21 protein-coding genes, 1 tRNA gene and 4 pseudogenes are annotated in these 25092 nt (G+C 72.7%); 7 read left to right on the top strand and 19 right to left on the bottom strand.

The window, feature by feature from the left end:
- Nucleotides 1–69: 69 nt before the first annotated feature.
- Nucleotides 70–351 (top strand): DUF4031 domain-containing protein, encoded by a 282-nt coding sequence (locus AC38ZX_RS02680; RefSeq protein WP_426594334.1) that lies wholly within the window; start codon nucleotides 70–72, stop codon nucleotides 349–351.
- 386 nt (nucleotides 352–737) lie between these two features.
- On the opposite strand, the pseudogene AC38ZX_RS02675 reads toward AC38ZX_RS02680, so the two are convergent.
- Nucleotides 738–2024 (bottom strand): annotated as a pseudogene (locus tag AC38ZX_RS02675) (allophanate hydrolase); the annotation flags it as partial.
- Between the two features lie 403 nt (nucleotides 2025–2427).
- Complete coding sequence (locus AC38ZX_RS02670) at nucleotides 2428–3165, bottom strand: GntR family transcriptional regulator (protein WP_491296245.1); 738 nt, start codon at nucleotides 3163–3165, stop codon at nucleotides 2428–2430.
- Between the two features lie 117 nt (nucleotides 3166–3282).
- On the opposite strand from AC38ZX_RS02670, the pseudogene AC38ZX_RS02665 reads away from it, so the two are divergent.
- Nucleotides 3283–4510: pseudogene (locus tag AC38ZX_RS02665) on the top strand (pyridoxal phosphate-dependent aminotransferase).
- Between the two features lie 108 nt (nucleotides 4511–4618).
- Here the strand turns inward: AC38ZX_RS02665 and groL are convergent.
- From groL to AC38ZX_RS02640, 5 genes and pseudogenes are all read right to left on the bottom strand, one after another.
- Entirely contained in the window at nucleotides 4619–6244 is a 1626-nt protein-coding gene (groL, locus tag AC38ZX_RS02660; RefSeq protein ID WP_491296244.1) for a chaperonin GroEL, read from the bottom strand.
- Between the two features lie 328 nt (nucleotides 6245–6572).
- Nucleotides 6573–8064, bottom strand: a pseudogene (locus AC38ZX_RS02655) (phytoene desaturase family protein).
- Between the two features lie 100 nt (nucleotides 8065–8164).
- Complete coding sequence (locus AC38ZX_RS02650) at nucleotides 8165–8344, bottom strand: cold-shock protein (protein ID WP_491296243.1); 180 nt, start codon at nucleotides 8342–8344, stop codon at nucleotides 8165–8167.
- A 118-nt stretch (nucleotides 8345–8462) separates the two neighbouring features.
- The gene (locus AC38ZX_RS02645) at nucleotides 8463–8879 is read right to left on the bottom strand and encodes a LytR C-terminal domain-containing protein (protein WP_491296242.1); all 417 of its coding nucleotides are present in this window, start codon (nucleotides 8877–8879) and stop codon (nucleotides 8463–8465) included.
- A 380-nt stretch (nucleotides 8880–9259) separates the two neighbouring features.
- Nucleotides 9260–9556, bottom strand: a complete 297-nt coding sequence (locus AC38ZX_RS02640) for a DUF3263 domain-containing protein (RefSeq protein WP_491297282.1) — start codon at nucleotides 9554–9556, stop codon at nucleotides 9260–9262.
- Nucleotides 9557–9938: 382 nt separating this feature from the next.
- Here AC38ZX_RS02640 and AC38ZX_RS02635 point away from each other — a divergent pair, with 382 nt between their 5' ends.
- Both AC38ZX_RS02635 and AC38ZX_RS02630 read left to right on the top strand, forming a co-directional pair.
- Nucleotides 9939–10616 carry a uracil-DNA glycosylase gene (locus tag AC38ZX_RS02635; protein WP_426594326.1) on the top strand — a complete coding sequence of 226 codons (678 nt, stop codon included), beginning with the start codon at nucleotides 9939–9941 and terminating at the stop codon, nucleotides 10614–10616.
- 33 nt (nucleotides 10617–10649) lie between these two features.
- Nucleotides 10650–11186: pseudogene (locus AC38ZX_RS02630) on the top strand (SGNH/GDSL hydrolase family protein); the annotation flags it as partial.
- 324 nt (nucleotides 11187–11510) lie between these two features.
- Here AC38ZX_RS02630 and AC38ZX_RS02625 read toward each other — a convergent pair.
- The 6 genes from AC38ZX_RS02625 to AC38ZX_RS02600 form a co-directional block, all read right to left on the bottom strand.
- Nucleotides 11511–12632, bottom strand: a complete 1122-nt coding sequence (locus AC38ZX_RS02625; protein WP_491296240.1) for an RICIN domain-containing protein — start codon at nucleotides 12630–12632, stop codon at nucleotides 11511–11513.
- A gap of 13 nt (nucleotides 12633–12645) precedes the next feature.
- Nucleotides 12646–13107 (bottom strand): hypothetical protein, encoded by a 462-nt coding sequence (locus tag AC38ZX_RS02620; protein ID WP_491296238.1) that lies wholly within the window; start codon nucleotides 13105–13107, stop codon nucleotides 12646–12648.
- A gap of 100 nt (nucleotides 13108–13207) precedes the next feature.
- Nucleotides 13208–13783 (bottom strand): LPXTG cell wall anchor domain-containing protein, encoded by a 576-nt coding sequence (locus AC38ZX_RS02615; RefSeq protein WP_426594322.1) that lies wholly within the window; start codon nucleotides 13781–13783, stop codon nucleotides 13208–13210.
- The gene (locus tag AC38ZX_RS02610; RefSeq protein WP_426594321.1) at nucleotides 13780–14448 is read right to left on the bottom strand and encodes a signal peptidase I; all 669 of its coding nucleotides are present in this window, start codon (nucleotides 14446–14448) and stop codon (nucleotides 13780–13782) included. The genes AC38ZX_RS02615 and AC38ZX_RS02610 overlap by 4 nt, the downstream gene beginning before the upstream one ends.
- Before the next feature lie 52 nt (nucleotides 14449–14500).
- Nucleotides 14501–15076 (bottom strand): hypothetical protein, encoded by a 576-nt coding sequence (locus AC38ZX_RS02605; RefSeq protein ID WP_426594320.1) that lies wholly within the window; start codon nucleotides 15074–15076, stop codon nucleotides 14501–14503.
- A 259-nt stretch (nucleotides 15077–15335) separates the two neighbouring features.
- Nucleotides 15336–16097 (bottom strand): sensor histidine kinase, encoded by a 762-nt coding sequence (locus tag AC38ZX_RS02600; RefSeq protein WP_491296237.1) that lies wholly within the window; start codon nucleotides 16095–16097, stop codon nucleotides 15336–15338.
- 516 nt (nucleotides 16098–16613) lie between these two features.
- On the opposite strand from AC38ZX_RS02600, the gene AC38ZX_RS02595 reads away from it, so the two are divergent.
- From AC38ZX_RS02595 to AC38ZX_RS02585, 3 genes are all read left to right on the top strand, one after another.
- Nucleotides 16614–17285 (top strand): response regulator, encoded by a 672-nt coding sequence (locus AC38ZX_RS02595; RefSeq protein ID WP_426594318.1) that lies wholly within the window; start codon nucleotides 16614–16616, stop codon nucleotides 17283–17285.
- A gap of 34 nt (nucleotides 17286–17319) precedes the next feature.
- Nucleotides 17320–17940 (top strand): pentapeptide repeat-containing protein, encoded by a 621-nt coding sequence (locus tag AC38ZX_RS02590; protein WP_426594317.1) that lies wholly within the window; start codon nucleotides 17320–17322, stop codon nucleotides 17938–17940.
- 97 nt (nucleotides 17941–18037) lie between these two features.
- A complete protein-coding gene (locus AC38ZX_RS02585) occupies nucleotides 18038–20869 on the top strand; it encodes a hypothetical protein (RefSeq protein ID WP_491296236.1) in 2832 nt (943 codons plus the stop codon).
- Nucleotides 20870–20878: 9 nt separating this feature from the next.
- Here AC38ZX_RS02585 and AC38ZX_RS02580 read toward each other — a convergent pair.
- From AC38ZX_RS02580 to AC38ZX_RS02555, 6 genes are all read right to left on the bottom strand, one after another.
- Nucleotides 20879–20955, bottom strand: a tRNA-Thr gene (locus tag AC38ZX_RS02580).
- 71 nt (nucleotides 20956–21026) lie between these two features.
- Entirely contained in the window at nucleotides 21027–21941 is a 915-nt protein-coding gene (locus AC38ZX_RS02575; RefSeq protein WP_491296235.1) for a DsbA family protein, read from the bottom strand.
- A 44-nt stretch (nucleotides 21942–21985) separates the two neighbouring features.
- Complete coding sequence (locus AC38ZX_RS02570; RefSeq protein ID WP_426594314.1) at nucleotides 21986–22507, bottom strand: hypothetical protein; 522 nt, start codon at nucleotides 22505–22507, stop codon at nucleotides 21986–21988.
- 33 nt (nucleotides 22508–22540) lie between these two features.
- Nucleotides 22541–22966: a hypothetical protein gene (locus AC38ZX_RS02565; RefSeq protein WP_491296234.1), complete on the bottom strand. Its 426-nt coding sequence runs from the start codon at nucleotides 22964–22966 to the stop codon at nucleotides 22541–22543.
- Nucleotides 22963–23163: a hypothetical protein gene (locus tag AC38ZX_RS02560; protein WP_491296233.1), complete on the bottom strand. Its 201-nt coding sequence runs from the start codon at nucleotides 23161–23163 to the stop codon at nucleotides 22963–22965. Before AC38ZX_RS02560 ends, AC38ZX_RS02565 begins: the two co-directional genes overlap by 4 nt.
- A gap of 122 nt (nucleotides 23164–23285) precedes the next feature.
- Nucleotides 23286–25034, bottom strand: coding sequence for a serine/threonine-protein kinase (locus tag AC38ZX_RS02555; RefSeq protein WP_491296232.1), 1749 nt, complete (start codon nucleotides 25032–25034; stop codon nucleotides 23286–23288).
- Between the last annotated feature and the right edge of the window lie 58 nt (nucleotides 25035–25092).

Here is a 25092-nt window from a genome sequence, read left to right as displayed (position 1 = left end):
TGAGATCCGGGCCTGACGTCGGTGCGCCACGGTGGCCCGCGTGCACTGCGCGGCCCTCGACGGGGCACCATGGCTCCCGTGATCCTCGTCGACCCGCCGATGTGGCCCAACCACGGGATGCTCTGGGGGCACCTGGTCAGCGACTCGTCGCTGACCGAGCTGCACGCCTTCGCTGCGCGTGCGGGCATCCCCGAGCGCGGGTTCGACCACGACCACTACGACGTGCCCGACCAGCGGATCGACGAGCTGGTCCGGCTCGGCGCCGAGCTGGTCAGTGCCAAGGAGCTGATCCGACGCCTCCGCGCCTCCGGCCTCCGCGTACCCGCCCGCGACCGCGGCCACCCGCACTGACTCGCGGGCGTCAGAGGTCGGCCAGGGCGGCCAGCCAGCCGCCCGCGGCCGTGATGTCGGTGCCGCCCGCGCCCGCCTCGACGGTGCAGCCGAACCCGACCACCCAGGTGCCGTCGGACAGCTCGACGGGGCCGAGGCTCATGGGCGCGGGCAGGTCGGCCAGGAAGCGCCCGAGCGAGCCCGGCGACAACCGCCACAGCTCGCCCGCGATGGATGCGCCGTCGCCGGACCCGACGCGCAGCAGGCCGGGCTTGCGCGGTTGCGTGTCCAGGGCGACCAGCCGGTAGGCGTCCGACGTGCCGACGGACCGCTCGAACTTGCCGCCGAGCGCCTCGAAGCTCCGGATTGAGGGGCTGTCCGCGCAGGTGCGCGCCCACGACCAGCACCTCGACGCCCCCGGTGGAGATCAGCAGCCCGCCCGCCGTGCCGAGCAGCCGTGCGGCGAGGTCGACCGCAAGCTGGTCGTCGAACGCACGGGCCAGCACGGTGACCCCGAACGGTCCGCCGTCCGCCGAGCCGGCCGGGATCGCCACCGCGGCCAGGTCGAGCAGGTTGACGAAGTTGGTGTAGGTGCCGAGCCGCCGGTTGATGGCCACCGGATCGGCCCGGACCGCCGCGATCGTCGGGTGCTCGGTGGTCGTCGGCAGCAGGAGCAGGTCGCTGCCGTCGAGCAGCTCGAGGGCCGCGACCCGGGCGGCCGCCACCCGAACCCGGTCGGCGATGTAGGCGTCGGCGGTGATGTCGCGACCGGCCGCGATGATCGTCGCCACCGTCGGGTCGGCGTCGGCTGCATGCTCGAGGAACGAACCCACGGCCTCGTACCGTTCGGCGACGATCGCGCCGTCGTAGAGCAGCCGAGCCGCATCGAGCATGCCGGACAGGTCGACCGTGCGGGTCCGAGCCCCGGTCGCCCGGACGGCCGCGACAGCGTCGTCGAACGCGGCCCGCCAACCCGGCGACAGCGGCGCCAGGTCCTCGTCGCGCGGCACGGCGACCATGGGCGCCGCGCGCAGGCCCAGGCGGACGTCGGCGGGCCACGCGCGCCGCGCCGGATCGCCCGGGTCGGCGCCGGTCATCAACCGCGTCGCCAGCACCCCGAGCTCGAGGTCCCGCGTGAACGTGGTCGCCACGTCGTAGCTGCGGCATGCCGGTACGACCCCCGTCGTCGGCACCAGCCCGACCGTCGTCTTGATGCCGACGATCCCGCCGAACGCGGCCGGCACCCGGCCCGACCCCGCCGTGTCGGTGCCGATGCCGATGTCCGCGATCCCGAGCGCGACCGCAACGGCCGACCCCGAGCTCGAACCGCCGGACACGCGCTCGGGCAGGGTGGCGTGCCGCACCGCGCCGTACGGGCTGCGGACACCCACCAGGCCGGTCGCGAACTGGTCCAGGTTGGTCTTCCCGAGCACCACCGCGCCCGCGTCGACCAGGGCCTGGACGGCCGGCGCGCTCACCGCCGCGGCTCCCGGACGTCCGGCGGGGCTGGTCGCGAACGACGGGCACCCGGCCGTCGTCGGCAGACCTCGCACGTCGACGTTGTCCTTGACGGCGAGGGTCAGGCCGGCCAACGGCAGCGCCGCGCCTGCCGCGACCTGCGCATCGACGGCGCGCGCGGCCGCGACCGCCTCGCCGAGCGGGAGCAGCGTGATCCAGACCTCGGGCCGGTCCACCTCGTCGATGCGTGCGTAGGCGAGCCGGACCCTGACCTCGGCCGTTCCGGCCGGCGAGACGGTCGGCTCGTCGGGCAGCACCGTCGTCCCGGTCACGCAACCACCGCAACGCGTCCCGGCGCCGAGCCGTGTCCGGGCGTGACTGGTGCCGATCCGCGACCGCCGCCCCGGGCCGGCACCCCGGCGCAACCGCGCGTACCGCCGGCCATCGGGACCTCGCGCATCATCGCCCCTCCGAGGTCGCCACCAGCCGGGCGAGCGCCGCGGCACCGACGTATACAACTCCGTATCCACACCGTAGAGAGCGCGTGTTTCCCGCCCTCGGTGTGCGGGTAAACGGCGCGTTACGCCTCCGCGACGTCCCCGCTCGTCGCGCTCGCAGACCGAGCCGACGCGACGACGGTCAGCCGGCCAGAGCCATCCGGGTCATCGCCGTCGTCGCCCGTTGCATGACCACCTCGAGGGACTCGCCGACGTGCTTGTGCAAGGCGGTGAGCGCCTGGGGCAGCTGCCGGTCGAGCACGAGCCGCACGATCGCCATGTGCTCGTCGATCGTCGCGACGATGCGGTCCTCGTCGACGAAGTCGTGCATGCGGACCGCACGGATCTTCTGGTTCACGGTGACCAGCGCGCCCGTGAGCTGGGTGTTGCCGGATGCCCGGGAGAGCACCTGGTGGAACCGCTCGTCGAGGATGACGAAGCTGGGGTCCGGGTCCGGCGGAGCGTCGCGCAGGGGCTCCCAGGTAGCCAGCTCGGAGCGCAGGAGCTGCTCGTCGTGCCGGACCTGCGGGTTCTCGATCGCCCGCGCGATCCCCCGCAGCTCCAGGGTGATGCGCAGCTCGTACAGGTTGCGCAGGTCTTCGAGGCTGGGCACGACGACCGCGTAGCCGAAGTCGGTGCGCTCGACGAGGCCGTCGGACAGCAGCCGCGACAGGGCCTCGCGCACCGGCGTCCGGGAGACCTCGAACGTCTTGCCGAGCTTCGGTTCGGTGAGTCGTTCGCGCGGCGAGACCCGGCCGTTCAGGATGTCGTCGCGGAGCTTGTGGTAGACGACGTCTCGCAGCGACGCGGACGCCGGCGGCGCCACCGCCGCAGTCGCGTCCGACGCATCGTCCGACTGGGCCTCGCCCGGCACGTTCATGGTCCCCGAGGGTAGACCCCCGACGGATACAGCGCTGCAGACGTGACGGTATCCACAAGGCCACAGGTCCGCGGGTGGTCGTGCAGGCGGCCCACCCGCCCGGTCTACCCTCGGTACGTGGCCACCCTGCGCAAGCTCGACCAGTCGTCGAAGCTGAGGAACGTCCTGTACGAGATCCGCGGGTCCGCGCTCGACGAGGCGGCTCGCCTCGAGGCCGAGGGCCACACGGTCCTCAAGCTGCACACGGGCAACCCGGCGGCGTTCGGGTTCGAGGCGCCGCACCAGATCGTCCGGGACGTCATCGCCGCGATCCCGCACGCGCACGGCTACAGCGACTCGCGCGGCATCCTCAGCGCCCGGCGCGCCGTCGTGACCCGGTACGAGACCGAACCGGGCTTCCCCCTGATCGATGTCGACGACGTCTACCTGGGCAACGGCGTCTCCGAGCTTCATCACGATGGTGATGCAGGCGCTCCTCGACGAGGGCGACGAGGTGCTCATCCCGTCGCCGGACTACCCGCTGTGGACGGCGATGACGTCGCTGTCCGACGGCAAGCCCGTGCATTACCGGTGCGACGAGGCGAACGGCTGGGAGCCCGACCTCGAGCACCTCGAGTCGCTCGTCTCGCCACGCACCAAGGCGCTCGTCGTCATCAACCCGAACAACCCGACGGGGGCCGTCTACTCGCGCGAGGTGCTCGAGGGCATCGCGGCGATCGCTCGTCGGCACAGCCTGCTCGTCCTGTCCGACGAGATCTACGACCGCATCCTGTTCGACGACGCGCAGCACATCCCGATGGCGACCGTGGCGCCCGACCTGCTGTGCCTGACGTTCAACGGCCTGTCCAAGACGTATCGGGTGGCCGGCTACCGCTCCGGCTGGATGGTGGTGACCGGTCCGCGCGACCACGCCAAGGGCTTCCTCGAGGGCATCACGCTGCTCGCGTCGACGCGGCTCTGCCCGAACGTCCCCGCGCAGCACGCGGTCCAGGCCGCCCTGGGCGGGGTGCAGAGCATCGACGGCCTGATCGCACCCGGCGGCCGCCTGCACGAGCAGCGCGACGTCGCCTACCGCGGGCTGACCTCGATCCCGGGCGTCACCTGCGTCCGGCCCGCCGGAGCGCTGTACCTCTTCCCGCGGCTCGACCCGGAGGTGCACGAGATCCACGACGACTCCCAGCTCGTCTACGACCTCCTGGTCAGCGAGCACATCCTGCTGGTGCAGGGCACGGGCTTCAACTGGCCCACCCCCGACCACCTGCGCATCGTCACCCTCCCCGAGGCACGGGTGCTGGCCGAGGCCGTCGAGCGCATGGGCAACTTCCTGGCCAGCTACCGGCAGTAGCCGGTGCCGACGGCCCCGTCGTCGAACGCGGCGCCACACATGCAGAACGGGCCGGCCACCCGAAGGTGACCGGCCCGCTCCGTTCGTTCAGACGCGACTCGCTGCGGATCAGAACCCGCCGCCGAAGTCCTCGCCACCGCCGCCGCCGGCCGGGGCCGACTTCTCCGGCTTGTCGGCCACGACGGCCTCGGTGGTGAGGAAGAGCGCGGCGATGGAGGCCGCGTTCTGCAGGGCGGAGCGCGTGACCTTCACCGGGTCGTTGACGCCCGCGGCCAGCAGGTCCTCGTACGTGTTGGTCGCGGCGTTCAGGCCGTGACCCACGGGGAGGTTGCGCACCTTCTCCACGACGACGCCACCCTCGAGACCGGCGTTGATCGCGATCTGCTTGAGCGGAGCCTCGATGGCCAGGCGCACGATCTGCGCACCGGTCGCCTCGTCGCCCTCGAGCTTGAGGCCCTCGAACGCGGTCTTGCCGGCCTGGATCAGCGCGACGCCACCACCGGCGACGATGCCCTCCTCGACGGCCGCCTTCGCGTTGCGCACGGCGTCCTCGATGCGGTGCTTGCGCTCCTTGAGCTCGACCTCGGTGGCCGCGCCCGCCTTGATGACGGCGACGCCACCGGCCAGCTTGGCCAGGCGCTCCTGGAGCTTCTCGCGGTCGTAGTCCGAGTCCGAGTTCTCGATCTCGGCACGGATCTGCGTGACGCGGCCCGTGATCTGAGCGGCGTCGCCGCCACCCTCGACGACCGTGGTCTCGTCCTTGGTCACGACGATCTTGCGCGCCGTACCGAGGACCTCGAGGCCCACCGTGTCGAGCTTCAGACCGACGGTCTCCGAGACGACCTGACCACCCGTGAGGATGGCGATGTCCTGGAGGATCGCCTTGCGACGGTCGCCGAAGCCGGGGGCCTTGACGGCGACCGACTTGAACGTGCCACGGATCTTGTTGACGACGAGCGTGGCCAGGGCCTCGCCCTCGACGTCCTCCGCGACGATGAACAGCGGCTTGCCGGACTGGATGACCTTCTCCAGCAGGGGCAGCAGGTCCTTGACGTTGGAGATCTTGCCCTCGACGAGCAGGACGTAGCCATCCTCGAGGACGGCCTCCTGGCGCTCCGGGTCGGTGACGAAGTACGCCGACAGGAAGCCCTTGTCGAAGCGCATGCCCTCGGTCAGCTCCAGCTCGAGGCCCAGCGCGCTGGACTCCTCGACGGTGATGACGCCTTCCTTGCCGACCTTGTCGAGCGCCTCGGCGATCAGGTCGCCGATCGCCTGGTCGCCGGCCGAGATCGCGGCCGTGGCGGCGATCTGCTCCTTGGTCTCGACCTCCTTCGCCTGCGCGAGCAGGGCGGCGGTGACGGCCTCGACGGCCTTCTCGATGCCCTTCTTCAGCGCGATCGGGTTGGCGCCGGCCGCGACGTTGCGCAGGCCCTCGCGCACGAGCGCCTGGGCGAGGACGGTGGCGGTGGTGGTGCCGTCGCCAGCGACGTCGTCCGTCTTCTTGGCGACCTCCTTGACGAGGCCCGCACCGATCTTCTCGAACGGGTCGTCGAGGTCGATCTCCTTGGCGATGGAGACGCCGTCGTTGGTGATCGTGGGTGCGCCCCACTTCTTGTCCAGGACGACGTTGCGGCCCTTCGGGCCGAGGGTGACCTTGACGGTGTCGGCGAGGATGTTGAGTCCCCGCTCGATGCCGCGACGGGCCTCCTCGTTGAAGGCAATGATCTTGGCCATGGGGCTGTGATCCTTCACTGGGTTCGGGTCGGCCGTAGGTGCCCGCGACGGACGAGCACGTCACCCGCGGTCTTGTCCCGCGTGCGACGGCCCTCACCGGACGGCCGTGGTGATTCTGTCACTCTCCACCGGAGAGTGCTAAGTCCAATGGTTAGCACTCGACCCCCGAGAGTGCAAGCAGCGTTCGCCCAGAGCGGTGCCTCGGCGCCGGTCCCGACGGACGTCCGCGGGCCCGATCGAGCGCGGGCGAGATCGATTTTTCGGCGCGAGATCGGCACTGCGCCCTGCCGATCGCGCGCCGATGGGTCGAGCTCGGCGACGACGAACGTCACGCCCCAGGTGCGAGCGAGACCACCTCACGCAACCCGAACCCGTCGCGGAGCGCCCGCCGTGCCGCGTACCAGCCCGAAAGACCGTGCACCCCGGGTCCCGGGGGGGTCGACGACGAGCAGAGCCACATGCCTGCAGCTCCCGGGGACGCCCCACCCGGGGGCACGAGTACGTACGGGTCCCAGGCGAGCCGGGGGCGCGCGAGCATCCGGTACACCGACACCGCACCTCCGGAGATGTCGCCGCCGACGAGGTTGGCGTCGTGGTCGGTCAACCGCGCGGCCGGGATGCACCGCGAGGCGACGACGAGGTCCCGGAACCCCGGCGCGAACCTCTCCACCTGCGCGATCACGGCCTCGGTGACGTCCACCGTCGACCCGGCCGGCACGTGCGCGTAGGCCCAGAACGGGCGCAGACCGGCGGCGGTGACGCGCGAGGTGTCGACGACGCCGGGATCGCTGACCAGCACCATCGGTCGCTGCGCGTGCCGCCCCGACGCGACCGCCGCCTCAGCCGCGGCCGCCTGGAGACGGCTCCCACCGAGGTGCACCGTGCCGGCCCGGGAGACCTCCGGGTGCGCCCACGGCACCGGTCCGGACAGGACCAGGTCCACCTTGGCTGCCGCTCCACGGCTGCGCGGGAAGGCGACCAGACCCCGCGCCGCACCCGTGGGCAGTCGTCGCCCGAGCACCCGGACCGCGGTGCGGGGGGACGTGTCGAACAGGTAGGCACGGGCCGGTGGAAGGTCCGCCGCACGGTCCACACGCGTCCCGGTGATCACCTCGCCGCCGTGCGCGCGCAGGTCCGCCAGCAGCGCCCCGACGATCGCCCCGCTACCCCCGCGGGGCACCGGCCAACCACCCGCGTGGGCCAGCGGGGCGAGCAGCAGCGCGGTGCCGGCCGCACTGGGCGACGGCAGCCGCGTGATCGCGTGCGCGCCCACGCCGGTGAGCAGCGCCGCTGCCTCCTCGTCGCGAAACCGCGCGCCCCACACGCCCGACCCCTGCTCCAGGAGCCGCGCGGCGAACGCGAGCGCCGTGCCGAGCTTGCCGCGGGACGTGCCGGTGGTCGCCGAGCGCGACCGCGAGGACGCCGTCCGGATCGTCGACCAGCGGGGCGAGCAGCGACCGCCACGCCGGTCCGTCCACCCCGAGGCCCTCGGCGGTCCGTTCCAGCGACCGGTACGCCAGCCCCGCACGTCCGCCGTCGAGGGGGTTGGCGTAGGCGACCTCCGGCTGCAGCAGGTGGACGCCGCGCGCCGGGAGGTCGAACGCGCGCAGGAACGGCGACGCGACGGCCATCGGGTGGACCGCCGAGCAGAGGTCGTGCACGACGCCGTCCGCGAGCCCGAGGTCGAGGGTCCGCGCGCCGCCTCCGGGCACGTCCTGGGCCTCGAGGACCTGCACGACGAGCCCGGCCCTTGCGAGGGTCACCGCGGCGGCCAACCCGTTGGGCCCGGAGCCGACGACCACCGCGTCCACCGCGGTCACGTCGCACCCACGCGGGCCTGCGACCCGGCTCCGCGGCGTGGGACGCGACGACGGGCCGCGCACCCGCAGGTGGACGGCCCGTGGGCTGACGCGGTCGGGCTCAGAGGGCTCGGACCTGCTCGGCCTGCGGGCCCTTGGTGCCCTGACCGACCTCGAACTCGACGTCCTGGCCCTCCTCGAGGGACCGGTAGTGCACGAAGAGGTCCGGTCCCCCGCCCGCCGGGGTGATGAACCCGAAGCCCTTCTCCGCGTTGAACCACTTCACGGTGCCCTGAGCCATCCGGTGCTCCTCGACGCAGCTGGGGTGCCCGGACGCTCCGCCGGCGTCCGGTGCCGGAGAGCCTAGTGGCGGCGGTCGCCGGGCCACCAGGGTGCTGATATGTCGAGCCTCGACCTGCTCAGCCGGGCGGAGCCTTGGCCAGGACCACCGAGATGCCGGGGCCCGACTGGTCGGCCGAGAGCGTCACCGTGGTGATGCCAAGCGTCGTCGCGACCAGCTGGGCGGTCGGCGCGAGGTCCTCGCTCTTGTAGTACACGACCGAGTCGGCGGGCTTGGTGCCCGTGAAGTTCCCCGTGGTCACCGCCGTGAAGCCAGCGCCGGTGAGCTTGGCGGCCTCGGTCTTGGCCAGGCCGGAGATCTGCGCCGCGTTCAGGACCTCGATCGGCGCCGCCTTGTTCGCGGTCGGCGCCGCTGGCGCGGACGCCGCCGGGGACTGCGCCGTGCTGTCGGTCGGGGCGTCGCCGGCCGGCGCGGTCGCGTTGTCGGTCGCCGCCGGGTCCGTGCTCTGCGAGCTTCCCGGCCGTCGGCAGGTCACCCTGCCGGGAGGCGAGCGTGACCAGCCCGTACGCGATCAGGGGCGCGATGACGAGCACCGCCACGAACGGCCACCACCGGCTCCACGCCGAGCGCGGTGCCCGGTGCACGCCGCGGGCCGCATCGGGGTTGGGGACGTCGAACTCGTCCTCGGGGTAGTGGGTCTCGGCCTTGCTCACGCCGGACAGGCTAACGGCTCCGACCATGCGCGGAGCGCCAACTGGCTCGCGCCGTCGCGCATGTCACGTGGCACGGAGCGTGGGATGTACGCGGAACGACCGCGAGGACGGGGGACCGCCGAGACCAGCGACCGCGTGGGAGGCCGACGGGTCGGGACGAGAAGTCAGGTCGCGGCTCGCACCGACAGTCGCGTCGGCCGGGTCAGGCGTCGCCGAGGCGACGGGCCGTCGTCCGCGCGCGCTGGCGCGACGAACGCATGCGGCGCAGCCGCTTGATGAGCATCGGGTCGTGCGCCAGCGCCGACGGGTCGTCGATCAGGGCGTTGAGCACCTGGTAGTACCGCGTGGCCGACATGTCGAAGAACTCGCGGATGGCCTGCTCCTTGGCGCCCGCGTACTTCCACCACTGGCGCTCGAACGCGAGGACCTGCTCGTCGCGCTCCGACAGCTGGCCCGGCGCGCCCGCGAGGGCACCGCGGACGGACGGGTACGACTCCATCGAGATCGTCGCGGCGTCCATGCGTCCTCCGGTGGTCTGTGCTGATCCTCGGTGCTGCTGAACCGTGGTGCGCGTGCTGGTCGGCGTGCTCGGCGACCTGCTCGACGTCGTCATCGTAGGACGGAATGACACTCGTGTCATTACCGCCCGCGCGTCCCGGACGACACGCGGAAACGTCACCCAGGAGCCCATCGCGCGCGCCCCCGACGACCGGCCCCCAGAAGCCGCGAGCTCGCCAGCTCGAGCCGAGCGCGTTCGCTTCGACGGACGCACCCGGGACGGACGGATGCACGCACGGCGGGGTCATGGTTCGCGAGGGGTCGTGGCGTTGGCGGGAGCCGTGGTGCGGGCGGGGGCGTGGCGGGGGTCGTATCCTCGCCGCGTGGTTGCCGCGCCCTTGGACCAGCTCGTCGCTGCCGACTGGGCGCGCGCCCTCGCACCCGTCGAGCCGCAGATCCGGGCTGCGGGCGCGTTCCTGCGCGACGAGGTGGCCGCCGGCCGCGGCTACCTGCCGGCTGGTGACGACGTCCTGCGCGCCTTCCGGCGGCCCCTGGCGGACGTGCGCGTGCTGGTCGTCGGCCAGGACCCGTACCCGACACCGGGGCACCCGATGGGACTGTCGTTCTCGGTCCAGCCCGACGTCCGACCGCTGCCCAGGTCGCTGAGCAACATCTTCACGGAGCTGGTCGCCGACGTGGGCGTCGCACGACCCGACAACGGCGACCTGAGTCCGTGGGCCGACCAGGGCGTGATGCTCCTGAACCGGGTGCTCACCGTGCGGCCGGGTGCGCCCGCCTCGCACCGGGGCAAGGGCTGGGAGCAGGTGACCGAACGGGCGATCTCGGCGCTCGTCGACCGCGGCGGACCTCTCGTCGCGCTGCTGTGGGGCCGCGACGCGCAGTCGCTGCGGCCCGCGCTCCGCGACGTGCCGACCGTCGAGAGCGTGCACCCGAGCCCCCTGTCCGCCAGCCGGGGGTTCTTCGGCTCGCGGCCGTTCTCCCGGGTGAACGCGCTCCTGGTCGCCCAGGGCGCGGCACCGGTGGACTGGTCGCTCGCCTGACCGGTTGCCCGGGGCCCCTGGCAGACTGGCGCCGTGACTGCAGAGCACCCCGCCATCCCCCGCTGGTCCCGCTATGTCGCCATCGGCGACTCCTTCACCGAGGGCCTCTGGGATGCTCCCGACGGCGTGGAAGCCCCCCAGCGAGGATGGGCCGACCTGCTTGCGTCGCACCTGTCCGAGCGGCGCAAGGCGGCCGGCGAGCCGACGCTGCAGTACGCGAACCTGGCGATCCGGGGCAAGAAGCTGCGCTCGATCCTCGTCGACCAGGTCCCGGTGGCACTCTCGATGCAGCCGGACCTGGTGAGCTTGATCGGCGGCGGGAACGACATCCTGCGGCCGTCCACGGACATCGACCGGCTCGCGCGCAACCTCGAGGCACGCCTCGTGCGGCTGCGCGAGGCCGGCGTCGACGTGCTGCTCGGCACGGGGTACGACGCCTACGGCAGCCCCCTGGTCAGCGCGACCCGGAGCCGCGTCGGCATCTACAACTCGCTCATCTGGTCGATGGCCCGTCGGCACGGCGCCTACGTGCTGGACACCTGGGGCATGCGGTCGCTGGCCGACTGGCGGATGTGGTCCGACGACCGCATCCACCTGACCAGCGAGGGGCACGCCCGCGTCGCCCAGGCGGCCCTGGTCGGCCTCGGGCTCCAGCCCGACGACGCGGCCTGGGACGACCCGCTGACGCCTCTGCCGCCGACCCCCCGCCTCGCCCGCGCCCGACAGGACGCCCAATGGGTCCGCGTGCACGTCTACCCGTGGGCCACCCGACGGTTGCGCGGACGCTCCAGCGGGGACCTGCGGGTTCCCAAGCGCCGGCAGCCAGTCCGCTGGACTGAGGTGTGGCGCCTCGGCCTCGTCGCGACGCCGTCGAGGCGCTCGCCCCACGCGTCCTCAGTAAGCGACAGTCGGGACCGCGGAGAGCACCCACGAGCGCGAGCGACCCGTGGAGGCGCACGAGGCCACGCGAGCGAGCGTCCCCTGCACCAGGGCGGAGCTCGGGACGTCCAGGCAACGCGGTCCCGCGGGGTTGGTGCCCGCCAGCGCGCTGCGGATCTGCACGGTCCCGTCCCCGTTGTCCACGAGCGACCATGACTGGCTCGCCTGGGCCAGGACGGCGCCGTTGTAGGCGCATGCACGGATCTGCATGGAGACGTCGTTGGCCGTGCTCTGGTTCGGGATCTCGAGGCACCGTGGCGTCGGGTTGTCGTTCGGGTTGTTCAAGCCGACCGACTGGTAGACCTTGATCGATCCGTCGGGGTTGAACGTCCAGATCTGGGCGGGCGTCTGGTTGCACTCGTAGAGCTGGACACCTGTGCCGTCCGCGTTGGCGCGCGAGATCACGTCGAGGCACAAGGTGGTCCCGCTGAGCTTGACCTGGCCGTACCAGACCCAGGTACCGAGGCTCACGTTCCCCCGGAAGTACGCGGGGTTCGCCCACGTGTTGCCGGCCATGGTCCCTGTCCAACTCGCGATCAGCGTGCCGGTGGCGTTCCAGCATGTCGGCAGGAGGCCGGTCGGCACGGACAGCGAGACCGACGAGGTGGTCGTCCCGTTGTTGTTCAGCGACGTGGTGCCCGGGTTGGCGATGGACGGGGTGACCGCGCAGCCGCCCGTCAACCCGCCCGTGGTCGTGACGGAGACCGGGCCCTTCGCCAGCGTCAAGGCGTTGCCGGCGCCGCTCGTGTTCTGCAGCTGGACGCTGATGCTCGGCGCATTGCCAGGCTTGAGCCCGGCCAGCGTGGTCCCGAGATCGACGGCCGTGCCGGCGTCGCTCGTGTCCGCAGGGGTGTAGGAGCCGCTCACCCGCCCGTTCAGCACGGGCCCGACGACGCTCGCGACCGTTCCGGATGCGTACACAGGGTTCACCCACGCGGCCGAGGTGGGCTCGACGCGGGCCGCCGCCGCGTCGACGCACACGACAGCGAGTGCCGCGCACAGCACGAGCGTCAGCCCTCGGGCGCGCCGACGACCGGGGCGGGCACCCCGAACCGCGGCCAGGACTCGTTCGCTCATCGACCGGCCCGCGTCAGAACGTCGTGCCCTGGACCGTGACTGCGAGCGACGCGGTCTGGTTCGCACAGGTGGTCTGGGGCGCGGTGGAGAGAAGCGTGATGGTGATCGTCGCCGTCGTGGTGCTCGCCGCCGTCGACGTACCCGGGTTGCCCGGCAGGTTCGTCGGCAGTGTGGAGTACGCGATCGAGTAGCACGTCGCGTCGACGATGGACGTCGGTGCCGTCGCCCACGTGAGCGCGAGCGGCGCCGTGCCCGAGTTCCACAGCTCGATGGTCTTGGTCTGGGTCCCGCCCGGCACCATCCCCGTGATCGCGCCGAGCGGCACGGCCGCGCCTGCGGTGTCGGCGGCGAGCCAGGTCGTGGAGCCCTGGAGGCGACCCTGGAGGTTCACCGACGCGCTGTTCACGGTCGTGCTGAAGTAGGCCGGGTCGGTCCAGGCCGCGGATGTCGCGACGGCCCCGACGCCCACGAGCACGAGCCCGCCGAGCGCGCGGTCACCCGCGTGCTCCGCAGGGCACGACGCAAGGGGCTGTCGTGCTCGGGGTTCGGGCGCCCGAGACGCGGGATGCGGATAGTCATGACCGTGCTCCGTTGCTGAGAGAAGTGTCGTCGTCGTCGTCACGCCGGCGCCGGGCCAGGACGACGAGCAGGAGGCCGAGCGCGCAGGCAGCGGCGGCGGCCAGGAGGAGCGGGACGACCGAGTCGGCGCCGGTCATGGCCAGGCTTCCGCCGCCGCTCTCGACCAGCGTGATGCGGCCGTCGAGCGACTGGGACTGCCCTGGGTCGATCGAGACGAGCGTGACGCCGATGCCGAGGTCGTAGGCGCCCGCGTCGATCACGGTCCCGGTGCCGACGGCGAGCAGGTCCACACATGGTCCGCCCGCACGCGGGCACAGCGTCGCCGTCCAGTGCGCGACGCCCGGACCCGTGGCGACCACGTCGGTCTTGGCCACGCGCGCGTCGTTCGGGATGTCGACCGTCCACGCCTGGTGCGCCGAGTCGCCGGGGAACATGTCGACGAACGTGGCGCGAAGCGGCACGGACTGCGGCAAGCTCGACGCCTCGGCCGCGCTCATCCCGACCACGAGGCACGCCGAGGCGAGCAGCGCCACGAGGGCGATGCTCAGCGCTCGGACGCGGCTCGTCGTCATGATCCGTGCGCGCCGGACAGGTGCGCGCCGGACAGGTCGGCGATGCGGTCGGGAAACCGGACGGTCTCGTCGACCGCGGGCGTGGTTGACGATGTCGCGTCGCCCTCGGTCGGGCCCGTGGAGGCCACCTCGGCCTCGGTGGTGGACGTGGGGTCTCGGCGGGCGCGGCCGCGCGACGGGGCCGGTTCGCCCACCGCGAAGCTGAGGCCGAGCAGGGCGAGCAGCGTGATGCCCAGAGGGATCACGACGGATCGCTCCGTCAGCTTGGTGACCACGTAGCCGCCGCGCGGCACCTGGAGCACCGGCCGCAGGACCGAGTCGCCGACGATGTACGTCTCGCCGTCCTCGGAGTGGTTGGCGTCACCCTTGAGGTTGACCTCGTAGTGGCCGCCGGTCGCGACGACCTTGACCACGCGGTGACTGATGAGGTTGCCGGTCACCTCGCTCTTGATCGCGACGACGTCGCCGACCTTGAGCTCGCTCGTCGGGTGGGGCGTGTCGAAGAGCAGGTCGCCGGTCATGATCTTCGGCTCCATCGAGCCTGAGATGACGACGAGTGGTTGGACATAACCAAGAGCGGTCGCGCCCCAGATCAGGACCGACACCACACCGATGACGGCGATGACCCAGAGCAGGCCGGAACCGACAGCACGGACAGCACGCATGAGAACCCTCCACAGTCGTGGGCGCCGCCGTGCGGCGGCGCCCACGAGACGGTCACTTGCCGGTGAACCCGACGAGGATCGAGCCGCTCTTGGCCCGGAAGTCCTTCGACCAGGTGGCGGACGTGGTCACCTTGAGGTGGGCGGTGGCCGTGGCGCCGGCGGCGATCGTCGTCGGCGCCCCCGTGACGGTCACAACCGGGGCAGCGCCGTCGAGCCCGTCGGTCGGCGTCGTGATGGCGGTGAAGAGCAGACCCGTCGCGGCCGGGGTGCCACCCGTGATCGTCAGCGTCTGGGCGCCGTTGTTCTTCAGGTAGAGCGTGATGTCGACGGCCGCGCCCTGGTTCAGCGCACCGAGCTGCGCGCCCGTCACGTCCACGACGACGGTGTGCGTGTTGTCGTTGGCCGGGAGCCACGTGGTGCCGTCGGCGCTGCCCTGGAGGTCGACGCTCGCCGCGGTGGCCGAGGCCGAGAACCACGCGTCGTCGGCCCACTGTGCCGAGGTGGCCGCTGCGCCGATGCCCAGCAGGGCCGCGCCGGCGAGCGAGAACTTGATGATGGCGCCGCGCTTCTTGCGCTTGCGCTCCTGCTGCTGGTCGGCGGAGATCTCGCCGGGGATCGGGGAAGTCATGATGCACTCCAATGAGACGGGGCCGCGGGCTCCGACACCACGTCGGCACCCGTTCACGTTCGACCTGGACGGCCGTCCGTGACATTAGGAGTTATCGGCAGGGCCCTGCCCGGAGCGTGGGTGGCAGCACCCGGGCCGCCCGAAGTGCCGCTTTCTTTCACCCAGAACAGACCGGGTCCGACCCGACGGGAGCACGCGAAGCGGACAGGGTAAGGACGATGCGCCTGCCGGACTCCGCTGGGCCGAACGGGTGAACGCGTCAGCCCACGCCAAGCGGGATCCGCGCCTCGAGGCGCGCTCCGCGCTCCGGCCCGGGGTGCAACGTCAGGGTGCCTCCGACGAGCGAGACGCGGTGGTCGAGGCGAGCCGTGCCGGAGGCCGAGCCGGCGACCTGCGGGTCGTACAGCTCGCCGTCGTTCTCGACCGTCACGACGAGCACGGCGTCGAGCTCGTCGAGCGAGACCGAGATCGTGGCGGCGGGGCCGTGCTTGAGCGCGTTCGTCACGCCCTCCTCCACGACCCGGGCGGCGAGGAGGCGTTCGGTCGTCGTCAGCCTGCCGGTCGCGGGGTCGTCCAGGATCCGGACCGCTGGGCTGACGACGAGGCGCGTCGCGATGCTCGCCGGCATACGTCCGAGCAGCGCACGCACCGCCGGGACCAGGCCGAGCTCGAGGCGGTCGGGATAGAGCAGCCGGCTCATCTCCCGGACGTCGACCTCGCGAGCCTCGCCGAGCAGGGCGCGCACCTGCCCCAGCGAAGCGACATAGTCCTCCTCCAGGCCCGCCGCCTCGGCGTGCGAGAGCACCCGCTCGAGCTGCGCATCGGCCACGACGAGCTTCGCCTGCAACGTCCCGTGAAGACCCTCGGCAACGGCGCGCCGCACGCGGATCTCTTCTTGCTCGAGCGCCTTGATCGCGATCTCGACGTGCACGGCATCGCGGGTGGCCGCGCGGATCTGGTCCCGCATCGCCCGCCTCGAGACCATGGCCCACATGCCGATCAGCCCGGAGATCGTGCCCATCAGGAAGCCGCTGAAGAGCCGCGTTGCGCACCGCGCCCTCGGGATCCTGGTAGATCCCGATCGCGAGCTGGGCGCCGTAACGGATCGCGGCGGCCGAGGCCGCCGCCAGGAGGACCGCGCCCACCATCCGGGCGACGCTCCGCGCGCGGTGAGCGCGGATCAGGGCGAGGGTGCCGACGAGGGCGGCGACGGCGACGACGTTCGCGGCGATCCGGCTCCACAAGGGCACGACGGTCCAGTTGGTGACGTACACGGAGTAGACGTAGGTGGCCTGGAGCGCCGCCCCGATGCCGTACCCGAGCGCGATGCCGGCGGTGCCCCGCAGGAGGACCGTGCGGTCCCGTCGTTCGCTCTCGACGCGCGCGGCGACGGCGGCTGCCGAGTCGTTCGACATCGTTGTCATCGAGCTCCTTCGTCGGGAACGCCGGAACGCCTGGTCGGCCACCCGCGGATTCATCCGGTTCCGCGGGGCGCGTGCGCAGCCGTCGGACCCGTTTCCCGACGATACTGGTCTCGATGAGCACACCCAGCCACCAACCGATCCGCGTCGCCGTCGTCGAGGACCAGCCGCTCTTCCGGTCCATGCTCGAGCACACCCTGTCCTCGACGCTCGGTCTCGACGTGGTCGTCGCGATCGGCACGGCGACCGAGGCGGCTCGGATGATCCGGCCGGGGCTCGTCGACGTCGCGATCCTCGACATCGACCTCCCGGACGGCAACGGCATCGCGCTGGGCGTCACGCTGCGCCGCCGCATGCCCGACCTCGGCATCCTGCTGCTCTCCGCACACGATGCGATGGACCTGCTCCTCGACCTGCCGCCGGACGTCGCCGCCGGCTGGGGCTACCTGTCCAAGAACTCCTCGACGAGCGAGGCGGTGCTGGTCGGCGCCGTCCGGGCCGCGGCGGTCGGCGAGACCGTGCTCGACCCGGCACTCCTTGCGCGCATGACACCGCGAGCCGGATCGGCCGTCGCCCGGCTCACCGACCGGCAGTACGAGGTGCTCCGGCTGCTGGCGGCGGGCCTGTCGAACGCCGGGATCGGCGACCGGCTGGGCATCACGGAGAAGTCTGTACAGAACCACGTCAACGGGATGTACGCGACGCTGGGCATCGACAGCGATCCCAAGCGGAACCCCCGGGTGAGCGCCGCGCTGCGACTGCTCGAGCAGACCGGGCCCACCAGCTGACGCTCGTGTCGGGGGCATGGGTCATGATCGTCAGATGGCCGAACGCCGGGGCGGCGAGCCGGCACCCCTGACCACCAGCTCCGTCCGCGGTGAGGACTGGTACGCCCGCGACCTGACCGGTGCGACGTTCTCGCGGGTCGAGTTCGTCGACCTCGATCTCACCGAGGCCCACGGCCAGGGCGCCGTGTTCGAGGAGTGCACGTTCCGGCACGCGAAGTTCAACGCGTCGGTCCACACGGACGCCGCGTTCGTCAACTGCACGTTCGCGCGGTCGACCTTCTTCGACGCCCGGTTCGAGCGCTGCAAGATGGTCGGCTCCCTGTTCGACGGCTGCACGTTCGACATCACCACGGTCGAGGGCGGCAACTGGTCGTTCGTCGGTCTGCCGGGCGCCGACGTGCACTCGGCCACGTTCACGGGCGTCAACCTGCGCGAGGCCGACCTCACCGGCCTGCGCGCGTCGGGAGGCACCCTGCGCGACTGCGACCTCACGGCGGCGTGGCTGCACCTGTCGGACCTGTCGGGCTGCGACCTTCGCGGCAGCCAGCTGTCCGGGATCGACCCGGCCACGGTCAATCTCGACCGCGCGATCATCACGCTGGAACAGGCGGTCGTGATCGTCGAGGCGCTGGGCCTGGATCTCCGCACGGAATGACGACCGGGGTGAAATGCCCGTTCGGCACGTTCCCACCCCGACCGCGCGCCGCTAACGTCGAGACGGACCGTCCGGGCCGGCCGACGTGGGGACCGTCATGGGACTGCTCGCCCGCTTCACCCGTACGGCGCCCGCGCCGCCACCGAGCCACGGGCCTTCCGTCCTGGAGCTGCGCATCCACGGCGTCGCCAACACCTCGCCGGCGGTGGCGCTCGGCCTGACCGCCGGCCAGGTCGAGCAGGTGGACGGCGACGACCTCGGCAGCTTCTGGGCGCCGACGGAGGCCGCCGCGGCCGCCAGCGCGAAGCTCCCCGCCGACGACTACCGCCGCGTGCCGCCGAACGTGCGGCGGGAGGCGTACTCGTGGGGTGCGATGGCACGGCTCTCCGCCGTCCCCGGTCTCGGCGCGGTCAGCGGCACGCTCGCGGGCGTCATCCGGGCGCTCTGGGTCCTCATCATCCCGTTCGGCCTGGCCAACGTCGCGTACTGGTCGGTCGACCTGACCGAGAAGCTGGGGACGCGGCGCGGGTCGGCGGCCGGCGCCCTGGTCCGCCTGTTCGGGCTGGTGCTCACGCTCCTGTGGGTGGCCACGGCTGCGACCGTGGCGCTCTGGACGCTCGCCGCGCAGTGCTACGGGCCCGTGGTCGCCACGCCCGTGCCGCACGTCCAGGTGTGCGCCGCGCTCCCCTCGTTCCTCGACTCGTGGGCACGCTGGGACGCCGGCCCACGCACCGCTGTCTTGGCGCTGTGCGCGGCGCTCGCGATCCTCGCGCTGGGCGCCGTCGGGTCCACCGGGAACGTGCGCTACGAGAGCCGCCGGTCCATCACGAGCGCCACGGGCGGCACGAGCGACCACACCGAGCGGGCCAACGAGGGCCGCTGGCCGGTCCTGGCACGACACGGGTTCTGGGCGCACGCCAAGCGGTCGGGTGCGCTGTGGCTGAACCACCTGACGGCCGCGTTCGCCCTGCTCACGGTGGTGCTGGCCTGGCACTACCTCTACTACGGCACGCCGGCGTGCTGGTTCGGTCCCGACTTCGGCACGCACGGCTGCCTCGAACCGAGCACCTGGCAGGCCGGCGGCGGCTCCGTGCGGTGGGCGGTGCTGGTCGCCCTCGGCGGTGCCCTGCTGCTCGCGGCCGCGCTGCGTGTGGCCATGCTCCGCATCGACCCCGCCGACCTCGCGCCCGGCACCGCGCACGAGGAGCCTCCGCCCGTGAACCGCACGCCGGACGTCGTCGCGCTCCTGGCCTCCCTCGTCGTGTTCGCCGTCTGCGAGCTGTGCGTCGCCGGCACCGGCGCCCTGCCGGTCCAGCCCGACCTCCCGGCCGACCGCCTGCCGAGCACGGGCACCGAGCCGTTCATCGGGCTGGACGCCGTCCCGACGGTCCTCGTCGCCGTCCTCTTCCTGCTGTGCGTGTGCGCACTCGGGCTGCGGGGTCATCTGCCGGCCGCGCTGTGGGGCTCGCTGACGGCGGTCGCCGCCGCCGCGTCCGTCGCGGCCGTGTGGTGGCGGCACTCGACCCTGTCGCCCGTGCTCTGGGGTGTCACCGTGGTCGCCGGCGTGGCCGTGGCCGTCGCCTCCCTCGTCGCGAACGCCCGTCAACCGGACCGCCGGCTCCTCGGCTGGCGAGGGCACGCGCCGTTCGTGTTCCTCAGCATGGCCGCAGGGGCGGCGATGGTGCTGAGCGCCGCGACGGTCGCGGGGGTGACGGCCTGGCTCGAGCGACCGGGCGCACCGGAGAACGTCGCCCTGGACAAGGACGTGCAGGCCTCGCTCGACGCCGCCGACACGCTGCGGCGGCCGGTCCAGGTCTCGTTGACCCACGCGGTGCACCTGGCCCCCGCGACCGCCTACCGGGACTTCGCGGTGGTCAGCGTGCTCGGTCTGGTCGTGCTCGCCCTTTACGTCGTCGTCATGCTGCTGCGCGCAGCAGCCCTGCGCGGCATCCCGCTGCCGGATGTTCCGGGCGGGTCGACGTCGGCCGACCCCGCCGTGCAGCCGGCCCGGCACAACGCCGCGGTGGCGCACCGGGCGGAGCGGGTGGCCGGCACGCTCGCCACCATCTTCTTCGTCGCGATCGCCGCGTCGCTGTCCCTGCGCGGGCTCCGCACCGTGCTCGACGAGAACGGCGGGCCGGTCTGGACGTTCATGACCACCTGGTCGGGGCAGGCCGTCTGCCTCGCGGCCGGGCTGCTGTTCACCAGCGTCGTGCTCGCCGGGTCGAAGAAGTCGCTGAGCCGGCCCTGGGGGCTGCTCTGGGACCTCATGTGCTTCCTGCCCCGGGCGGCACACCCGTTCGCCCCGCCGTGCTACGCCGAACGTGCCGTCCCGGAGCTGCGCTCCCGCATCGACGACTGGCTGGGCGGTCTCGACGTGCCCGAGGAGGACCGCGCCGCCCTGCCGCCGCGGGCGGTCGTCCTGTCCGCGCACAGCATCGGAGCGGTCCTGGCCGTCGGCGCGATGTTCGCGCGCTGGGACGCCCGGGACGGGACGGGTCCCACCGACCCGCGGATCGGGCTGCTGACGTACGGCACCCAGCTGCGCACCTACTTCGGCCGGTTCTTCCCCGAGCTGCTCGGCCCGGCGGTGCTCGGGACGCACGCCTCGTTGGCACCGCGCCCGTGGGCCGCGGACCCGTGGACGCTCGCCCCGCCGACACCGCGACCGCCGGGGCTGACCGTCGTCGACTCCCTGACGGGCGGCGGCAGCACCGAGGTCCGGTGGCGCAACCTGTGGCGCCGATCCGACTACATCGGCTTCCCCGTCGACGACTACGTCGGCTCGCCCGTCGACCGGGCCGCGGCGGAGGAGGACCTGACCACGTACCTGTTCTCCGTGGCGACGCACTACGACTACCCGCGGGCGCCGCAGTACCGCGACCAGCTGGACGCCCTCGTCGCGCTGCTGACGCGGGGCAGGGCCTGACCTGAGCTGTGGAGCCCCCTATCGGATTCGAACCGATGACCCCCTGTTTACAAGACAGGTGCTCTGGCCGACTGAGCTAAGGAGGCGGGCGAGGTCCAAGGATACGAGATGCACGGGCGCGCCCCCGCGAGGGAGGCGCGCCCGTGCAATCGCCGGATCAGCCCTTGGCGGCGTTGACGGCGGCCAGCAGCGCACCCGGCGTCTGCCAGTTGGTGAACGCCTTGCCGTTGATCAGGATCGTGGGCGTGGAGACCTGGCCGATGTCGGTCTGCATCTGGTTGGTGCCGGCCGCCACCCAGGGCGCCATGGTGCGCCACGTGCCGTCGTGCGAGACCGCGTTGGCGGCGCTGCCGGTCTGGTAGGTCCCGTTGACGGTGTCGGTGAAGGTGTCGGCCACCTTGGTCGGGACGCCCAGGTCGGTCGCGATCTTGGCGATCTCGGCGTCCGTGCGACCCGAGGACCCCTCGGCGGGCTGGTTCTTGTACATGTCGCTGACGAACGCGGCGAAGTGCTCCGGGGACTGGTCGGCCACGATCGCAGCCGCGTTGGCGGCGCGGGTGGAGTAGTTGGTGCCGGCCGACCTGGAGTCGAGGAACGAGATCGGGTGGTACTCGATGGTCGTGCCACCGGCCGCGAGGATCGACGCGACGTCGTCGCCGTTGATCTGCTCGAAGTTGCCGCAGATCGGGCACATGAAGTCGAAGTAGATGGTGAGCACGACGTCGCCGTCGCCCACCTTGCCGACGGCGGCGGCGCCCTCGCCACTGACCGGGATGCCTCCGTTGGCCTGTGCGGGGGCCGGTGCCTTGACGTCGGCGATCGCGGGCGGGATCACGTTCGAGGAGCTGCCGCCGTAGACGACCTCGGAGTTGTTGGCCGCGTTCTGGTTCTGGTTGCTGACGATCTTCCAGACCATGAAGGCGAGCGCGAGGACGGCGACGACCAGCACGGTGATGCCGATGATGCGGTTGCGCCTGGCCTTGCGCTCCTGCTCCTTGCGCATCTGTGCGGCCTTGGCGCGCGCCTCGTCGCGCCGCACCGCCTTGGTGGGACGTGGTTCGTTCGTGGGCATGGTGGACTCCGGTAGCTGTGGGAAGGGGTCGGGCGGGTCTGGGGTCAGGCGGCGACGAGCGGCGGACCGCGGCGGTCGATGCTCCCGACCAGCACCCGGGCGCGCGGCACGGACGGCCGCGCGACGACGATCGACGCGCCCGGCCGCACCGGGACCGGTGCGACGGCAGCGGCGAGCGACGGCAGGACGGCCCGCAGCAGCGCGCGAGCCTGCCGCGCGGCCCGCACGACCACGGCGGAGAGGCCGACGCCGCAGGCCGTGGCGAGGAGGTAGCCGACGAGCACCGGGAGCGCGACGCTGAGCAGCAGGACGGCCCCGCGCGAGACGCCGCCGAGCCCGTAGGAGCCGGCCGGGCAGTCCGCGACGTCCTGCAGCACGGCGAGGTGCAGGCCGAGGGCCCCGAACGCGCCGCCGGTGCTCACGCAGTCGTGCAGGACCACCCGCCCCTGAGCCGCGACCGCGGCGGTGACGAGCGTCAGGACCGCCAGGACACCCAGGGCGGCCAGCGGCAGGGCCGGGCGGCGGGCGCGCGAGAGCGTGCGGATCACCCGTCCTCGCGCCGTCATGCCCGACAGCGTAGGGGTAGCACCTGAGGGGCGTCAGGCACGCGGGTGGCGGACCACCTCGACGTCGAAGCCGAACGACCGCTTCCAGTCCCGCGCCAGCCGGTGCCCGGCGTACCGGACGATGCCCCGCAGCCACCACTCGTCGACGTCGATCCCGCGGTGCGCGTGCTCGACCAGCAGCGGTCGGAACCGGGCGTCGAGGTCGGCGACCCGGCGGCGCAGGACCGCCGTCTCGGGGAATTCGGCCAACGTCGGCTCCCGGAGAGCGGCCTCGAGCGTCGTGCGCGACATCGCCTCGTTGGCGTAGGCGAACTCGTCGTCGCGGTACCCGTGCTCGCACTCCTCGACGAAGCTCGACCACCGCTCCAGGACCGCGCCGGCGGTGTCGTCGCGCCACAGCCCGCGGCCACGCACGAAGCCGGTGAACGCGGCGTCGAACGGGCCGGCCGGTGCGATCACTTGGCCACCTCGCGCAGGTACAGCTCGTAGCCCTCGTCGGGTCGGAACCACGCGATGATCACGTCGGCGCGGTACACGCCGAGCGTCCCGGTGCGGTGGTCGAACCGGACCAGGTCGCCGTTGCTGCGACGTCCTTCGTCGATCTGCGGATCGCTGTGCGCGTCCCGCACACGGTCCGGCCCCTCGTCCTGCGTCACCCGTGCTCCGTCCGCCAGGCCCCCGGTCAGGGCCCCACCCAAAGGTGTGGGACGAGCGACGCGCCAGAGCGGTTTCGCATGGCGAGACTGGTCCGACGACAGCGCGGCCGGGCGCGACGGGGTCAGGGCAGCGTGGGCTCGGGCAGCGGGGCCCACGTGATGTCGGTGCCCGTGAGGATCATGGTGACGAAGATCGCAGACGCACCGAGCAGCACGACGATCGCGACGAGCGCGCCCCTGCGGCCCGGGGCGACGACCGCCAGGACGCGACGAGCCCCGACCCGGGTCATCCGGGACAGCGGCCCCCACCAGACGATGCACACGCCGATCATGAGGATGGCCGCGACGAGCAGGGAGGCGGTCAGGCCCTGCGGCTCCTGACCGGACGGGGACCCGCCGATCGTCCAGTGGCCCTCGCCGATGAGCCACCACGAGACGCCCAGCAGGATCACCACGACGCTGGCGGCGACGAGCAGCGACGGGACGAGCCCGAGCAGCGAGCGCACGAGGTGCCAGGGTCCGGTCGCCACGGCGCGGGCGTGGTCCGAGCGACGGACCCCGACGCGCTCGCGGTGCGCGTGCATCGACTCGACGCTCGAACCGATCGTCCGGATCGCGATGACGATCGCCAGGAACGCGATGAGCGTCACGCCGGGATAGATGGCGCCGGCGGAGCCGGTCAGGACCGCGAACGCGAGCAGCGTGCCCCAGCGGCGCCGAGCGGGCGGGCGCACGTAGCCCGATCCCTCGGGGCCCCCGCCCTCGGACGCGTCGAGGTCCTCCTCGATCCAGTCGACGCCGTCCTCGTCGCCGTCCTCGTCCTCGTCGAGGTCGGGCTCCTCGTCGACGGACCCGGCCGAGGCGTCGAGCGGGCGCGTGAACCCGTCGTTCACGGGTGGCGCGGCGGAGACCACGGAACCGGCAGCACCGACGGCACCGAGCGCGCCGACGGCCACCGTCGCCGGCTCGACGCCCAGCGCGGTGGTCCCGACGACGTCCCGCGGGCCGAAGGCGGTCGTCGCCTCGTCGTCGACACCGAACGGCTCGATGTCCACGGGCTCACCCTCGGCGACCACGAGCGTGAGGGCCGCGACGACGTCCGCGGGGCTTGTCCGCTCCTCGACAGCCGGCGCGAGGGCCCGACGCAACGCGGACGCGGTCAGCGGGCCGACGCCGTCCAGGTCGACGTCGCCGGAGCGCGCGCGGGCCAGGACCGCCTCGAGCGGGCGCGTGCCGAAGGGGGGACGACCGGTGACGGCGAATGCCAGCACGGCGGCCCAGCCCCAGAAGTCGGAGGTGGCGCTCGGCTCGTCGCCCTCGAGGAGCTCGGGTGCCAGGTACCCGGGGGTGCCGAGGACCAGCCCCGCAGACGTCACCCGGGTCTCGTCGGCGGCCTGGGCGATGCCGAAGTCGATGAGCACCGGACCGGCATCGGTCACCAGCACGTTCGACGGCTTGAGGTCGCGGTGGACCACGCCCGCGCCGTGCACGGCCTCGAGGGCGTCCCGCAGCCCCTCCGCCAGGTCCAGCAGGTCGGCGGCGTCCAACGGCCCGCGCTCGCGGACGTGCTCCTCGAGGTTGTCGCCCCGGATGAGCTCGGTGACGATGAACGCCTCGGTCGAGTCCGCCTCCGCGTCGAGGATCGCGGCGACGGCGGGGTGCCTCAGCTTCTGCAGGGCGCTGACCTCGCGGCGCAGCCGGGTCCGGGCGGCGGCGTCGGTGCCGATGTCCGTGCGCAGCAGCTTGAGCGCCACCGGGTCGCCGGCGCCGTCGACGGCCCGGTAGACGGTCCCCATGCCGCCCTCGCCGAGCGGTGCGACGACGGTGTATCCGCCGATCTCCGACCCCGGTGTCAGCCCGATCCGCTCCATCCGTGCACGGTACAGAGGCGGCGGCGCGTGGGCATGGCGGCGCGCAGTGGCGCGGACC

It is taken from the genome of Cellulomonas sp. McL0606 (assembly GCF_058248365.1).
The sequence above is the reverse complement of the archived record's forward strand: the minus strand, read 5'-3'. Positions and strand labels throughout refer to the sequence as shown.